Here is a 14,734-nt window from a genome sequence, read left to right as displayed (position 1 = left end):
GGTGTGCGGATCGATGTCAAGCGCCGCGGAGATCGACCGGAGGGCCGCACGGGGGCCGATCCCGCGGGGCGCGCGACGCCGCGCGGAGATCGCCCGGGCGGCCGAACAGGTATTCCTGCAGCACGGCTTCGCTGAGACAACGATGCAGATGGTCGCCCTGGCGGCCGGGTCATCCAAGGAAACGCTCTACCGCCACTTCGGCAGTAAGGAAGATCTGTTCATCGAAGTCGTGAACGCCCGAAATAACGAAGTCCGGCAAGTGCTCGACGCAAACCTCGCCAGCGAAGGACCCATTCCGATCGTCTTGCGATCGGTCGGCATTGCACTTCTGGACTGCATGTGTAGCCCGACCGTGGTGGCGCTCGCTCGCATGATCGTGAACGAGACCCACAGGCATCCGGCGCTTGGCGAAGCCTTCTACGCGATGGCGCCGGGCCGCACTCTGCAGAAGCTCACCGGCTACCTCGCGGAGGCGCGGGCGCGCGGCGAGTTCACCGGCGACGACCCGGAGCGGGCGGCCGAGATCTTCACGGGCAGCATCATGGGCAAGTTCGTTCCGCTGATGCTGTTCACGCCCCACGCCTTCGCCATCACCCCGGCGCAGATCGAGCGACATGTCACGGAAGCCGTGGCCGTGTTCGTCGCGCGCTATGGGGCTCGGGGCTGAACGATCATCCGAAACGTCAGAGCCGTGCTCGATCGCGCTGGGATCGAGCACGGCTCTGATCGAGCTGGCCGGTGGGATCGACTCAGTGCCGCGGCAGGGTGTGGAGCGCCTTCAGGAACACGTCCACCTCCGCGCGGGTGTTGTAGAAGGCGAGCGAGGCCCGCACCGACTGATCGACGCCGAAGCGGCGCAGGGCCGGCAGCGCGCAGTGATGGCCCGAGCGCACCGCGATGCCGTGCGCGTCGAGGTGGTGGGCCACCGCCGCGTTCTCCTGCCCCTCGATCACGAAGGACATCACGCTCGCCTTCTCGTGGGCCGTGCCGATCAGGCGCAGGCCCTTCACCTCGGCGAGACCGCCCTGTGCATAGTCCAGCAGGTCGTGCTCATAGGCGGCGATGGCCGGCAGGCCGATGCTCTCCAGGTAGTCGAGCGCCGCGCCGAGGCCGACCGCACCCGCAATGTCCGGGGTGCCCGCCTCGAATTTTTCCGGGGCGCCCTTGTAGACCGTCCTGGCGAAGGTGACGTCCTCGATCATGTGGCCGCCCCCCTGCCACGGTGGCATCGCTTCGAGCAGGGCAGTCTTGCCGTAGAGGGCGCCGATGCCCGTCGGCCCGAACACCTTGTGGCCCGAGAAGACCAAGAAGTCGGCATCGAGCGCCTGCACGTCGAGCGGCATGTGCGGCGAGGATTGCGCCGCATCGACCAGCACCGGCACGCCGTAGGCATGGGCCAGCGCGATGATCTCCCGGATCGGGTTCACGGTGCCGAGCGCATTGGCGACATGCGTCACCGAGACGATCTTCGTGCGCCCCGACAGCAGAGCCGCGTATTGCTCGAAGATGATCTCGCCCCGGTCGTTGACCGGGATCACCCGGATCGTCGCGCCCGTGCGCTGCGCGAGCAGCTGCCAGGGCACGATGTTGGCGTGGTGCTCGATGGTCGAGAGGATGATCTCGTCCCCCGGCCCGATATGGGCCCCACCATAGGAGGCGGCCACGAGGTTGATCGCCTCCGTGGTCCCGCGCAGGAAGACGATGTCGTCCTTCGTGGGGGCGTTGATGAAGCGGCGCACCGCCTCCCGGCCGCCCTCGAACAGATCCGTCGAGCGCGCCGCCAGGGTGTGGGCGGCCCGGTGGATGTTCGAGTTGTGCTTGCCGTAGAACGCGCTCGTCGCGTCGATCACGGCCTGCGGCTTGTGCGTGGTGGCGGCGTTGTCGAGCCAGACCAGCGGGTGGCCGTTGACGCTCTGGTGCAGGGCCGGGAAGTCCCGGCGGACATGCTCCACGTCGAACGACGCCGCCACCGGGCTCGATCCCTGCGCGGACAGCCGCGGCGCCGGCCCCGGATAGCGGGCCGGCTCCACCCGGGGGCTCGCCGGAGCCCGCCGGGCCGGCGCGCCGAGGTTCAGGAAGTAGTAGTCGCCCACCGGGGCTTCCTCCACGCCGCCCTTCGACGGCGCGGCGGGGACGTGATGCGGGGCCAGCGCATGCGCGAAGGCGTTGGCGCGGGGATGGTCCGCCGCGATCTGCCGGTGTAGCTCCGGACCGCCCGGAAAGGCGGTCGCCAGCGCCGGGGCGCTGGGGAAGGAGAAGTCCGGCAGGACGGGGCGCGGGCTCGCCGGATGGACCGGCGGGATCGCCGCCACATCGGCGAAGGCCGGGCTCGCGGGAGCGAGGTTCGGCACGGTCGGCCCGGTGAGGCCCGGCGCGCCGACCGGCGGCGCCCCGTACGACCGGGCGCCGAGGGCCGCGACGTCGGGTTGGAAGCCGGAGGGAACCCCCCCGGCCGGAGCCGAGGGGGTTCCCACCGAGGCGCTCGGCAGCGGGGCACCACTGAGGCCCTGCGGCAAGCCTTCAAGCGCTTGAGGCGCCTGCGGGCCGGCCGGGATCGTCGGGGCGAAGGGCTGGCTCGCGGCCTGCCCCTGCCCGTAGATCTCGCGGGCGAGCCGCCCGACGAGATCCGCGTGGGCGAGTTCGCCCACGTTCCCCGTGGGGATGCCGAAGGCCGGCGCCTCAGGCGTAGTCATGGTAGTTGCCCAGCAGCACGTTATCGAGACGGGCGATCGCGTCCTCGACCAGCACGGCGGCCGAGAAGTAGCGGGTCACGAGGTGCGAGGCGATGGAGTGGTCGTTGGTGCCCATGTAGCGCACCGACAGGCCGGGCTCGATCTCGCCGGTCACGCCCGACTTCTGCAGGCCGACCACGCCCTGCTCGCCCTCGCCGACGCGCAGCAGCAGGATCGAGGTGGTCTGGGCGCCGGTCACCGGGTCGATGTCGATCGGCAGCTTGTCGCTCGGCACCAGCGGCACGCCGCGCCAGGTGATGAACGGCGCGCCGAACAGGTGCACCACCACCGGCGGGACGCCCCGGCGTGTCGCTTCCCGGCCGAAGGCCGCGATGGCGCGGGGATGGGCCACGAAGAAGGCGGGCTTCTTCCAGACGAGGGTCAGAAGCTCGTCGAGGTCGTCCGGGGTGGGCGGGCCGCTCCGGGTCGGGATGCGCTGGCGCGGGCCGACCTCGCCCAGCAAGCCGAACTGCGCGTTGTTCAAGAGCTCCCACTCCTCGCGCTCCTTCACGGCATCGACCGTGAGGCGGATCTGCTCGCGGAGCTGGTCGATCTCGTTGGAGTAGAGATCCGTGACCCGGGTATGGGTGTTGAGGATCGTCTGGATGGTCGAGAGGTGGTACTCGCGCGGGTCGACCTCATAATCCACGAAGGTCGTCGGCAGGCGCGGCTCGCCGGTATGGACCGCCAGGAGCTCTATACCCTGCTCACCGTAGGCGTTGGAGTGGCCCTTCAGGCGGTCGCGCTCCTCCTGATACTGGGCGATCTTGGAGCGGATTTCCTCGCTCTCCGCCGCGGCGGCGTCGAGGGTCAGGAGGGTCACCGCCGACAGGGCCTTCACGGCCGGGGCGGGGGCCGTCTCACCGGCGAGACCAGCATCGCCGAAATAGTCGCCCTTCGTGGCCAGGCCCTGGCGCAGGCGACCCTTGTAGGGGCCTGAGAGGGTCAGCTCGACGGTGCCGTCGGCCACCACGGTGAGGCCGCGCTCGGTGGCGCCCTCCTCGCGGATCACCGCGCCGGCCTGGTGCCGGCTCTCCTTGAACTTGCCCGCGAGCGTCGCGAGTTCGGCATCGCCCAGCCGGCTGAACAGCGGCACGGACCGGAGCGACCCGGGGCGGATCGCCCGGCCGGTCCCCTCGGCGGTGAGTTCCACCCGGCCGGGCTTTGCCAGTACGACGGCCCGCCGGTTGACGCGGTAGACGCCGCCGGCCACGTCCACGAAGGGCAGGAGCCGCAGGAGCCAGCGCGGCGTGTTGGCCGCGTTCTGGACAGAGGTGACGGTTGCCGTCGCAAGGTTGCGTGCCGCTGTGGCGCTGACGCTCAAACCCGGTCCGCTCATCGTTCGTCGTCTCCGTCTGGTTGCGGGCACGCCCCATCGGCCCGCGCATCGGCGGGCGGTCCCGTCGCTGAAACGGGCCGGGCGCAAGATGTCATGAAGATCGGATCAGCTTTGGAGCCAGATCCGGGCCGATGGATCAAATGTTTCTACGCGCACCTGAAATGATGCGGCGCTGTCTGACTGACTCGGCCCGCTGCCGAACCAGCAACGCTTGAGTAAGGCCGTGAAGCTCTGCCGGTCAACGGAAGAGATTTTTCATTTGGACATCTTGCGTGGGAGAATGACCCCAGTTTTTCGCGCGGCGGAGAATGCCGTCGAGGAAAAATCGGATTGCAAAGAAATTCATTCCCTGTCGTCCGGTTCGTGCCGGAGCAACCTGAGGACAACGTTTCAAAAGAAGGATTTTTCTGGCGACCTCAGATCCCGTCGCCGAAGCCGAACGACTGATCCATGCTGAGCGCCGGCGCCTCCTCCGCACGCAGGCGCGAGACGACTCGGGCCGGTACGCCCGCCACCGTCGTGTGCGCCGGCACGTCGGACAGCACCACCGCGGCGGCGGCGATCTTGGCGCCCTCCCCGATGCGGACATTGCCCAGCACCTTCGCGCCGACGCTGAGCAGCACCCCGCGCTCGATCTTCGGATGCCGGTCGCCGCTCTCCTTGCCGTTGCCGCCGAGCGTCACCGACTGGAGGATCGACACGTCGTCGGCCACCACCGTGGTCTCGCCGATCACCACCCCGGTGGCGTGGTCGATGAACACGCCCGAGCCGATTCGGGCCGCCGGGTGGATGTCGCAGCCGAACACCTCGGAGATGCGGCTCTGGACATGCAGCGCCAGGGTCGCCCGGCCCTGGTGCCACAGCCAGTGGCCGACCCGATAGGCTTCCAGCGCGGCGAAGCCCTTGTAGAACAGGAAGGGATCGAGATAGCGCCGGCAGGTCGGGTCGCGCTCGCGGATGGCGACGAGGTCGCGCACCGCATGGGCGCCGGCCCGGGAATCCGCCTCGAAGGCGGAGAGGCAGAGATCGCGCATCGACAGGCGGGCGAGGTCGCCGTCGCCGAGCCGGTGGGCAAGGCGATAGGCCAGCGCCTGGGCGAGGCTGCGCTGGTCGAGGATCGTCGCCTGGATCAGGCCCGCGTAGAGCGGTTCCTCGATCATCGCGGCCGCCGCCTCGGCGCGCAGCTCCGCCCAGACCTCCGGCTCCTCGGTGCTGTGGCTGATCGCGCGCAGGGGCGGTTGCAGGATAGCGCGGGCGGTCACAGGGAAATCCTGGTCAATGCACCCGCCGGAACAGGTCCGGCAGGTAGCGTTCCAGGATGGCATGGCCCTCGAACGCGACATCGACGGTGCCGGGGCGCCCGTTCCGACCGTGGATGCGGACGATTCGGCCCCTGGCGTTCCGCCAGATCCCGAGGGCTTCCGCGAGGTCGAGTCGCTCGAACACGACTTGATCCCCCCGCCTGATCGCTTCTGCAGGCATCCTGTCCTCCTCGCTGCCGGGTTCGGGTGCCCGGGCCTGATTCCCTGTCTCGGCTCCTGCGGGACGGAACGACATCGCGTCCCAGGAAAGGCTTTCCGCCTCTTCCCCTTCGGAGGAGACGATTTCGTTCGCGACTTGCCCGAAGGAGAGCATGTGTTTCGCTAAGCCGTTGTTATCGCTCGATAATTGTCGATCGAACGCCGTTTGGCAAGGCTTGTTCCGGCGGATGTCCGGCCCTATCCCGGTTCGGCAGATACCGGGATTCTCGAACGATGGACGCTTACCTTCCGGCCCTCGGGGGCGGCCTGCTGATCGGCCTGTCCGCCGCGATGCTGCTGTTGCTCAACGGCCGCATCGCCGGGATCAGCGGCCTTGTCGCCGGGCTCGCGCGGCCGGGCGAGCGATGGGTGGCGGATGCCGCCTTCCTGATCGGCCTCGTCCTCGGGCCGCCGCTCTTCGCCCTGCTGGCGGGGCACTGGCCGGTGATGCGGATCGAAGGCGGATGGCCGGTCCTGGCAATCGCCGGGCTGCTCGTCGGCTTCGGCACGCGGCTCGGCTCCGGCTGCACCTCCGGGCACGGGGTCTGCGGGCTCGCCCGGCTGTCGCCGCGCTCGATCGTAGCGGTCCTGGTCTTCCTCGCCGCCGGCATGCTGACGGTGGCGCTGATGCGGGTGGCGTCGTGAGCGGCGCGGCGCGCTCCTTGGCGGCGCTCGCCGCCGGCCTCCTGTTCGGGCTCGGCCTGTCCCTGTCGGGCATGCTCGACCCGGCCCGGGTGCGCGGCTTCCTCGATGTCGGGGGTGCCTGGGATCCGAGCCTCGTCTTCGTGCTCGGCGGGGCGGTGAGTGTGTCGGCCCTCGGCTACCTCCTGTCTCGCCGGCTCCGGCGCCCGGCCCTCGCCGAGACCTTCGACCTGCCGACGGCGCGGCGGATCGATCCGCCGCTGGTGGGCGGGGCCGCCCTGTTCGGGATCGGCTGGGGCCTATCGGGCTTCTGCCCAGGCCCGGCCATTGCGGCGCTCTCGACTGGCGCGGCGCCGGTCCTGGTCTTCGTGGCCGCCATGCTGGTCGGCATGGCGGCGCAGGTGCTGATCCGCCGCTTCGGCCCGGCGAGCGTCAGGCCCTGACGGCGCCCGTGCCCCGGAACGTATGGGCGGTGTGGCGCTCGGGCAGGCGGTCACCCGCGCCGAAGAGCTTGCGCCGGAGCGAGCCCGGCGCGTAGGCGGTCCTGTAGAGGCCCCGGTCCTGCAACTCGGGGATCACGAGGTCGATGAAGTCGGAAAAGCTCTCCGGCACGACGATCCGGCTGAGGTTGAACCCGTCGACCTCGCCCTCCTCGACCCAGGCCTGCAATTCGTCCGCGATGGTGGCGGCATCGCCGGTCAGTACCGCGTAGCGCCCGCCGAGCCCGAGTTCGGCGAGGAGGTCGCGCTTGGTCAGCCCCCGCTTCGCGGCCGCCGCATTGGCCGACTGGATGGCGTTGCCGGGGGCATAGGGGATCGGCTCGTCGAGGCCGTAGCGGGCGAAGTCGATGCCGGTGGAGGCCGAGAAATGCGCGAGCCCGGCTTCGGCGCTGGCGTAGCCCATATACTCGGCGCGCTTGTCCTCCGCCTCCGCGCGGGTGCGCCCGGGGATCGCGGCGATGCCGACGAACACCTTCACGTCCTGCGGGTCCCGCCCGGCGGCGGCCGCCTCGGCCCGGATGGCGCGGACGGATTCGCGGGCCGTCGCCCTGTCCCGGGCCGAGATGAACACGCATTCGGCATGGCGCCCGGCGAAGGCTCGGCCGCGGCCGGAGGCGCCCGCCTGATAGAGGACGGGCGTGCGCTGGATCGAGGGCTCGCACAGGTGATAGCCCTCCACCGCCAGGAACTCGCCCCGGTGAGAAACCGGCCGGATCCGCGCCGGATCGCTGAACACCCGGGCCGCCCGGTCCCGGCGCACGGCCGCGTCGTCCCAGCTGCCCTCCCAGAGCTTATAGAGAACCTCCAGATACTCGTCGGCATAGTCGTAGCGGCGGTCATGGGCGGGCAGTGCGTCGCCCCGGCCGCGATGGGCGCTCTCCAGATAGCCGGTGACGATGTTCCAGCCGATCCGGCCCTCCGTCAGGTGGTCGAGGGTCGAGAGCCGGCGGGCGAAGGTGTAGGGCGCCTCCGCGTGGACGTTCACGGTGACGCCGAAGCCCAGATGCTCGGTCACCGCCGCCATGGCGGGCACGATCAGGGTCGGATCGTTGACCGGGAGCTGCACCGCCTCCCGCGCCGTCACGTCGATGCCGCCGCCATAGACGTCGTAGACGCCGATGATGTCGGCGATGAACAGCCCGTCGAACAGGCCGCGCTCCAGGAGCTTCGCCTGATCGGTCCAGTACCGGAGGGTGTTGTACTCGGAGGAGCGGTCGCGCGGATGGGTCCACAGGCCGTGGTTGATATGGCCGACGCAGTTCATGTTGAACGCGTTGAGCCGGATCTGCTTGCGCGCCGTCATCACAGGGCTCCGTGCCGGGGCGGCAGCCGGCCGTTGAGGTGATAGGCGCCGATCCAGTGGTACTTCCACCGCACCGGATCGTGCAGCGTGTGGGTGCGGACGTTGCGCCAGTAGCGGTCGAGGGCCTCGGTCCGGTCGGTGGCGGCGGTGCCGCCGAGTTCGAGGAGCTTGTTGGCCGCGAGCAGCCCGGCCCGGTGGCTCGCCGCCCGGGCCTCCGCCACCGCCACCGAGGCCGCCGCCACGCTCTCCGCATCGGGGGCCGCCTGGGCGGCATCGACGAAGCGCCCGGCCCGCTCCAGCAGCGCATCCGCCGCGGTCAGCCGCACCCGCACGTCGCCGAGGGCGTGGAGTGTCAGGGGATCGTCGGCGGCCCGCGCGACCCCGGAATCGATCCAGGGCCGCGCTCTTTCCCGCACGAAGGGCAGCGTCGCCGCGAAGGCGCCCTCGCCGATGCCGAGGTCGATCCCAACATGCAGGATCTGCGCGAAGGGGCCGATGGCGGTCGGCCGGTCCAGGGAGGCCTGGAACGGCACCACCCAGTCGGGCTCGACGCGGACCCGGTCGAACAGGACCGAGCCCGAGCCGGTGAGCCGCTGCCCGAAACCGTCCCAATCGTCCACCAGGGTGACGCCCGGCGTGTCCCGCGGGACGAAGACGAGGTAGGCGACCGCGCGCCCGTCCTCCTCGGCATCGGCCATCACCGGGATGCGGTGGGCGAAGAGGGAGCCGGTGCAGTAATACTTGCGCCCCTCCACGAACCAGCCGGCCGGGTCGCGGACGAGCCTTGTGCGGCGGCTGTAGTCGCGCCCCCCGATCTCGGCCAGAGCGTTGCCGAAGCGCTCGCCGGCCAGCACCCGCCCGTAGAGGTCGCGCTTCTGGGCCTCCGTCCCGCCGTTGCGCAGCACTTCGAGGGCGTAGAAATGGTTCTGCGGGATCTGGCCGAGGGAACCGTCCGCCGCCGCGATCAGGGCGCAGACCTGCGCGGCGGTGGCGGCGCTCACGCCGGTGCCGCCGTATGCCCGCGGCACGGTGATCGCCCAGAGACCGGTCTCGGTGAAGCGCTCCACCTCGGCGAAGGGCAGCGCCCGGTTCAGGTCGCGCTCCGCGGCACCCGCCGTGAATGCGGCGGCCAGATTCCGCGCGGTGGCGAGCGCCGCCGCGTCGTCGGCGAGCACCGGCACCGGGCGCGGCGGCGCGGGGGAGCGGGTGAAGGCGGCCTCACCGGACATCGGGTGCGCTCAATTCCACTGGTGGCGGGCGGGCAGCGTGCCGTTCAGGTGGTAGTCGCCGAGGAGGTGGAGCTTCCACCGCACCGGATCGTGCAACGTGTGCACCCGCGCGTCCCGCCAGAAGCGCCCGAGATTGTCGCGCTCGCGGGTGGCGGAGGCGCCCGCGAGTTCGAGCAGCCGCTCGGAGGCCTCCAGGGCGATCTCGGTGGTGAGGATCTTCGCCTCGGCCACCGCCACGGAGGCCGCACCCGCACTCTGGGCCGTGACCGGCTCGGCGGCGATGCGGTCCAGAATGCGGCCAGCCCGGGCCAGCACTTCCTCGGCTGCGTGCAGATCGACCTGCAGGCGGCCGACCTCGCCGAGGATGTAGGGGTCCTCGGTGGCGGTCTCGACCGTGAAGGGCCAGGGCCGCGTCCGGGTGCGCACGAAGTCGAGGGCGGCCGCCACCGCCCCCCGGGCGAGGCCGGCATCGATCGCCGCATGGACGAGCTGCGAGACCGGCCCGAACAGGCCCGGCCGCTCCGCCAGGGGGGTGAGGTCGATGGTGAGGTCGTCCTCCACCGGGGCATCCGTGAAGCGCACCGTCCCGCTCGCCGTGGTGCGCTGGCCGAAACCCTGCCAATCGTCCACGACCTGCACGCCCGGCGCGTCCCGGCGCAGCCAGGCCACGACCGGCCGCCCGTCGGGGTCGATGGCGCGGGTCGGGATCCAGTGGGCGAACAGGGCACCGGTCGAATAGAAGCGCGTGCCGGTCAGACGCGGGCCCTCCGGGTCGCGAACCAGCCGGGTCTCGACCGTGGTGATCGCCTTGCCGTTGCGGGCCGGGCCGGCATTGCCGATCCGGTATCCGGCGAGCACGTCGCCAAAGATCCGCGCCTGCTGAGCCGGGCTCGCGGCGGCGCGGACCAGGGCCAGCACGCCGAACTGGTTCTGGGGGATCTGCGCCGCCGAGCCGTCCGCCGCGGCCAGGATGGCGAAGACCTCAGCGAGTGTCGCGTGGGAGACATCGGCGCCGCCGTGCTCCCGCGGCACGGTGATGCCGCCGAGGCCGCTCGCCGTGAAGGCCTCGATCGCGTCCCAGGGCAGGCGCCGGTCGCGGTCGCGCTCGGCCGCGCCCCGGGCGAAGACCGGCGCGAGGGCGCGGGCGGCCGCGATCGCCTCGTCATCTGAGCGGATGCGATGCGGGCGGCTGGGGGGCGTCGGATGCCGGTCCGCCGGGAGGTCCTGGGATGATGCGGCGTGCAGGGCTGTCATCGCGCCCGGAGCCTGCGCACGACGCTGTCGCCCGCGAACTGCACGAGGCAGACGAGGACGATCAGGATCGCGATCACCACCATCATCACCGTCGTATCGAAGCGCTGGTAGCCGTAGCGGATCGCCACATCGCCGAGCCCCCCGGCGCCGACCGCACCGGCCACCGCGGAGGCACCGATCATCGTCACCACCGTAATGGTGAAGCCGCCGACGATTCCCGGCAGCGCCTCGGGCAGCAGCACGTGAACCAGGATGTGCCGACGGCGGCAGCCGATCGACTGCGCCGCCTCGATCAGCCCCGGATCGACCTCCCGCAGGGACACTTCGGCGATCCGCGCGAAGAACGGCGTGGCGCTCACGGCGAGCGGCACGATCGCCGCCCAGACCCCGATGGTGGTGCCGACCACGAGCCGGGTGAACGGGATCAGCGCCACCAGCAGCACGATGAACGGCACGGCGCGGAAGCCGTTCACCAGCATGCCGACGAGGCGATTCGCTCGCGGCGCCGGAAAGATCCCGCCGGGCCCGGAGGTGACGAGGAACAGGGCGAGCGGGATCCCGATGGCGACCGCCACCCCCGCCGACACGCCGACCATGACCAGCGTGTCCAGGGCCGCCTGCCAGAGGCGGTCAATCATCTGCGGCGACATAGCCGATCCCCTCGACTTCCAGCCCGATCGCCCGCAGCCGGGCCTCGGCTTCCGCGCCCCCGGCGGCGATCAGCATCCGGCCGACCGTGTGCCCCTGGATCCGCTCGATGCCCGCCTGGAGCAGCCGCACCGGCCCGTCCGTCGCTGCCGCGAGGGCCGCGAGGTCGGGCGCGGCCCGGCCGGAGCAGGTGATCCGCAGCAGGGCCTCGGCGCCGGGTGCGGGATGCGGCGTGATCCGGGCCGCCAGATCCTCCGGCAGGTCCCGGATCAGGGGCGCAAGCAGCGCCCGCGTCGCCGGGTGCTCCGGCGCGCCGAAGACCTGCCAGACAGGCCCGGTCTCGGCGATCCGCCCCGCCTCCAGCACCACCACGTCGGTGCAGATCTCGCGGATCACGCTCATCTCGTGGGTGATCAGGATGATGGTGAGGCCGAGCCGGCGGTTGATGTCGCGCAGGAGATCGAGGATCGACAGGGTGGTCTCGGGGTCGAGGGCCGAGGTCGCCTCGTCGCAGAGCAGGATCTCCGGGTCGCTCACCAGGGCGCGGGCGATGCCGACCCGCTGCTTCTGCCCGCCGGACAGGCGCGACGGGTAGGTCTCGGCCTTGTCGGCGAGCCCGACGAGGCGCAGCGCCTCCTCCACCCGGCGGGCGATCTCCGCCTTGCCGAGTCCCGCGACCGTGAGCGGCAGCGCCACGTTCTGCCGGACGGTCTTGGCCGAGAGCAGGTTGAAGTGCTGGAAGATCATGCCGATCCGGCGGCGCAGGGCGACGAGCCCGTCCGTGCCGAGGGCGTCGATCGGCTCGCCGTCGACCAGGACCCGGCCGGAGGTCGGCGTTTCGAGCCGGTTGACCGTGCGCAGCAGGCTCGACTTGCCGGCGCCCGAGCGGCCGATGATGCCGAAGATCGCGCCCGCCGGGATGTCGAGGCTGATCCGATCGAGGGCGCGGACCTCGCCGGCGGCGGACCGGTAGGTCTTCGAGACGTCCTCGAACCGCACCGTACCGGCGCCGCGCCTGTCGGCGGCCCGCACGGCCGGCACGGGACGCGGCCGCGCCACGCTCGCCGCCCGGGCGCCGGCCTCGCGGAGGCTGTCGAAAGCGAAACCCGCCATGGTCAGTTCTGCCACGCGAGCAGGTACAGCTTGTCGCTGCCGGCGAAGGAGGTGTGGATCTGCCGCTTCACGGCCTCCGAGTTCTGGAAGAGCCGCACGAAGGTGCGGATGGCGGGATCGTCCTTGCGCGCCGCCTGGGTGACGAAGCTCACCGCGAAGAGCTTGTCCTCGATGCCGGAATAGATCAGGGCGCTGGTCGGATCGAAGGTGCCGGCCGCGACGATGAAGTGCGGGTAGCCCTGCGCGAGGTCGACATCGCCGGTGATCCGCGCGAGCTGCGGTCCCTCGACCTCGGTGAAGGTCAGTCTCTTCGGATTCTCGATGATGTCGTCGACGGTGCCGAGGAAGCCGACGCCGTCCTTCAGCTTGATGAGCCCCGCCTTCTGCAGCAGCAGCAGGCCGCGGCCCTGGTTGACCGGATCGTTGGCGATGGCGACCTTCCCGCCCACGGGAATCGCGTCGACGCTCTTATGCTTCAGGGAGTACAGGCCGATATTCTGGAGGATGCCGAGGCCGACGATGGCGAACCGGTAGCCCTTCTGCTTGGCGGCGTTCTCCAGGAAGGGGCGGTGCTGGAAGAAGTTGACGTCGATGTCGCCGGCATCCAGCGCGACGTTGGGCGTGGTCCAGTCGCTGAACTCCACGACCTTGATGTCGAGGCCCTGGGCCTTGGCCTCCGGGATGACGGCGTTGACGGCGTCGCTGTAGGCCCCCGGCACGGTACCGATCTTGAGGGTTTCGGCCTGCGCGGCCATCACGCCTAGCGAAAGGAGGGCGGCGGCGACGAATCTCGGAAGGCGCATCGATCGAAAGGCTCCGATATCCCGGCTCAGCGGAGCCAGGGCAGGGTGTAGAGGGCGGCATCGTGGGCGAAGGCGGCATCGATCCGCGCCCGGACCGCCGGGGAGGTCTGGTAGAGGTCGATGAACTGTCGGATCTCGGGCGTCTCGACCCGGTCGGCCCGGGCGACGAAGCGGATCGCGAAGGCGAGGTCGTCCACGCCCGAATAGAGCAGCGCCTTGCCGGCGAAGTCGCCCCGGCCGGCGTTGACGTAATGGGCCGGGTAGCCCTGCGCGAGGTCGACATCCGCGACGGCGCGGACGAGCTGCGGTCCCTCGATCTCGACGAATTTGAGCGTGCGCGGGTTCGTGGCGACGTCGTCCAGGGTCGCCTTCGCGCCGACACCCTCCTTGAGAGAGATCAGCCCGGCGGTGGCCAGCAGGGCGAGGCCGCGCCCCTGGTTCACCGGATCGTTCGCCACTGCGACCGTCGCCCCCTGGGGCAGATCGGACAGGCGCGCATGCCGCTCGGAGTAGAGGCCGATATTGGGCAGGATGCCGAGGCCAACACTCTTGAGCTTGAAACCGTTCTGTCGGACGGCGTTGTCGAGGAAGGCTTGGTGCTGGAAGTAGTTCAGGTCGAGGTCGCCATTGTCGAGGGCGACATTGGGTGTGGTCCAGTCGCTGAATTCCACGACCTTGACGTCGAGACCCTTCGCCCGGGCTTCGGTGGCCGCGACGTGGATGGAATCGGCCAATGCCCCGGGCGTCACGCCGATCCGTAAACCCGCAGCGGCCGGTCCGGCGGCCAGCATCGCGACGACGATCGCCGTCAGCAGACCGGCGAAGCTAGAGATCCAAGGTTTCGCACGGCGCGGTAGGTTGTTCGTCGTCCTGGCGTGCATTTTGGCCTTCGGTGCACAGGCGTGATCAACGCCTCCCTCCAGCTTGAAGTCGATGCCATGGTTATCCTGCTTGAGCAAAGCATGGCATCGCCTCACGCTCTGTCTGTCGATCTCTATTTAGATCGCCTTGAGCCGGCTGCACATTCCAAAGATCTTGACCGCGGCAGGTGATCCATCTCCGCGATGGCCGAACAGGAGGAGCCTCTCGCTCAGCTCCCGGGCACATCCGAAATGCGCTTCGCATCGGGGCCGGATCCAAAACGCCAAAGCCCGCCTGTTCTTTCGAACGGGCGGGCTTTTGTTGGTCTGTTGTGTCGTGAGTTTGGTTGCGGGGACAGGATTTGAACCTGTGACCTTCAGGTTATGAGCCTGACGAGCTACCGGGCTGCTCCACCCCGCGCCAAGTGTGTGCGGCGTATCCCGCTGGGCGTGCAGCCTGTGGGAGGCTGCGGCGGGGGCCGGATGGTGTCGTGTTGAGGGAATGGCGCAGGCTCGTGTGAGCGGTGTGCGCGTTCGATTGCGATGTGCGGGTCTGGCGGCGACCGACTCTCCCGTGTCTTGAGACACAGTACCATGGGCGCTGGCGTGTTTAACGGCCGAGTTCGAGATGGGATCGGGTTCTGGGCACGCCGCTCAGGCCACCAGACCGGCGCATCGCAATTGTTTTGGCACTTGGCGGCGCAGGGTGCTGCGACGTCGAGTGCTGTGTTCGGCAAGCATGTTGGTGGCAGCGTCTGCTGCTGGTCTGTTTATGACCGTATCTCACGGAC

At 70.2% G+C, this 14,734-nt stretch carries 14 protein-coding genes, 1 tRNA gene and 1 rRNA gene; 3 read left to right on the top strand and 13 right to left on the bottom strand.

The features are described 5' to 3' along the window. Positions 1–13: 13 nt before the first annotated feature. The gene (locus BLQ49_RS30340; RefSeq protein ID WP_091717615.1) at positions 14–667 is read left to right on the top strand and encodes a TetR/AcrR family transcriptional regulator; all 654 of its coding nucleotides are present in this window, start codon (positions 14–16) and stop codon (positions 665–667) included. A gap of 82 nt (positions 668–749) precedes the next feature. Here BLQ49_RS30340 and BLQ49_RS16675 read toward each other — a convergent pair whose 3' ends face one another. From BLQ49_RS16675 to BLQ49_RS16660, 4 genes are all read right to left on the bottom strand, one after another. Next, positions 750–2,693 carry a family 2A encapsulin nanocompartment cargo protein cysteine desulfurase gene (locus BLQ49_RS16675; RefSeq protein WP_091717613.1) on the bottom strand — a complete coding sequence of 648 codons (1,944 nt, stop codon included), beginning with the start codon at positions 2,691–2,693 and terminating at the stop codon, positions 750–752. After that, positions 2,680–4,071, bottom strand: a complete 1,392-nt coding sequence (locus tag BLQ49_RS16670) for a family 2B encapsulin nanocompartment shell protein (RefSeq protein ID WP_091717611.1) — start codon at positions 4,069–4,071, stop codon at positions 2,680–2,682. Before BLQ49_RS16670 ends, BLQ49_RS16675 begins: the two co-directional genes overlap by 14 nt. A 416-nt stretch (positions 4,072–4,487) precedes the next feature. Further along, entirely contained in the window at positions 4,488–5,333 is an 846-nt protein-coding gene (gene cysE / locus BLQ49_RS16665) for a serine O-acetyltransferase (protein ID WP_091717609.1), read from the bottom strand. A gap of 13 nt (positions 5,334–5,346) precedes the next feature. Then, entirely contained in the window at positions 5,347–5,553 is a 207-nt protein-coding gene (locus tag BLQ49_RS16660; protein WP_091718042.1) for a hypothetical protein, read from the bottom strand. Between the two features lie 272 nt (positions 5,554–5,825). On the opposite strand from BLQ49_RS16660, the gene BLQ49_RS16655 reads away from it, so the two are divergent. Together BLQ49_RS16655 and BLQ49_RS16650 are read left to right on the top strand one after the other, a co-directional pair. After that, positions 5,826–6,236: a YeeE/YedE family protein gene (locus BLQ49_RS16655; protein WP_091717607.1), complete on the top strand. Its 411-nt coding sequence runs from the start codon at positions 5,826–5,828 to the stop codon at positions 6,234–6,236. Further along, positions 6,233–6,676 carry a YeeE/YedE family protein gene (locus BLQ49_RS16650; protein WP_091717605.1) on the top strand — a complete coding sequence of 148 codons (444 nt, stop codon included), beginning with the start codon at positions 6,233–6,235 and terminating at the stop codon, positions 6,674–6,676. Before BLQ49_RS16655 ends, BLQ49_RS16650 begins: the two co-directional genes overlap by 4 nt. Here the strand turns inward: BLQ49_RS16650 and BLQ49_RS16645 are convergent. The 9 genes from BLQ49_RS16645 to rrf form a co-directional block, all read right to left on the bottom strand. Next, positions 6,666–8,036 (bottom strand): LLM class flavin-dependent oxidoreductase, encoded by a 1,371-nt coding sequence (locus tag BLQ49_RS16645; protein WP_091717603.1) that lies wholly within the window; start codon positions 8,034–8,036, stop codon positions 6,666–6,668. The two genes, BLQ49_RS16650 and BLQ49_RS16645, sit on opposite strands and share 11 nt — an antisense overlap. After that, positions 8,036–9,265 (bottom strand): SfnB family sulfur acquisition oxidoreductase, encoded by a 1,230-nt coding sequence (locus BLQ49_RS16640; RefSeq protein ID WP_091717601.1) that lies wholly within the window; start codon positions 9,263–9,265, stop codon positions 8,036–8,038. Before BLQ49_RS16640 ends, BLQ49_RS16645 begins: the two co-directional genes overlap by 1 nt. 9 nt (positions 9,266–9,274) lie before the next feature. After that, positions 9,275–10,519: an SfnB family sulfur acquisition oxidoreductase gene (locus BLQ49_RS16635; protein ID WP_091717599.1), complete on the bottom strand. Its 1,245-nt coding sequence runs from the start codon at positions 10,517–10,519 to the stop codon at positions 9,275–9,277. Further along, positions 10,516–11,169, bottom strand: coding sequence for a methionine ABC transporter permease (locus tag BLQ49_RS16630; RefSeq protein ID WP_091717597.1), 654 nt, complete (start codon positions 11,167–11,169; stop codon positions 10,516–10,518). Before BLQ49_RS16630 ends, BLQ49_RS16635 begins: the two co-directional genes overlap by 4 nt. After that, complete coding sequence (locus BLQ49_RS16625; RefSeq protein ID WP_091717595.1) at positions 11,150–12,280, bottom strand: methionine ABC transporter ATP-binding protein; 1,131 nt, start codon at positions 12,278–12,280, stop codon at positions 11,150–11,152. The genes BLQ49_RS16630 and BLQ49_RS16625 overlap by 20 nt, the downstream gene beginning before the upstream one ends. 2 nt (positions 12,281–12,282) lie before the next feature. After that, entirely contained in the window at positions 12,283–13,083 is an 801-nt protein-coding gene (locus BLQ49_RS16620; protein ID WP_091717593.1) for a MetQ/NlpA family ABC transporter substrate-binding protein, read from the bottom strand. A gap of 26 nt (positions 13,084–13,109) precedes the next feature. After that, the gene (locus BLQ49_RS16615; protein WP_208859077.1) at positions 13,110–13,964 is read right to left on the bottom strand and encodes a MetQ/NlpA family ABC transporter substrate-binding protein; all 855 of its coding nucleotides are present in this window, start codon (positions 13,962–13,964) and stop codon (positions 13,110–13,112) included. A gap of 323 nt (positions 13,965–14,287) precedes the next feature. Next, positions 14,288–14,364 (bottom strand) — tRNA-Met (locus BLQ49_RS16610). A gap of 130 nt (positions 14,365–14,494) precedes the next feature. Further along, a 5S ribosomal RNA gene (gene rrf / locus BLQ49_RS16605) occupies positions 14,495–14,610 on the bottom strand. Positions 14,611–14,734 lie beyond the last annotated feature (124 nt).

The organism is Methylobacterium phyllostachyos (genome assembly GCF_900103445.1).
GTDB lineage: Bacteria > Pseudomonadota > Alphaproteobacteria > Rhizobiales > Beijerinckiaceae > Methylobacterium > Methylobacterium phyllostachyos.
This window is presented reverse-complemented; position numbering and strand designations above follow the sequence as displayed.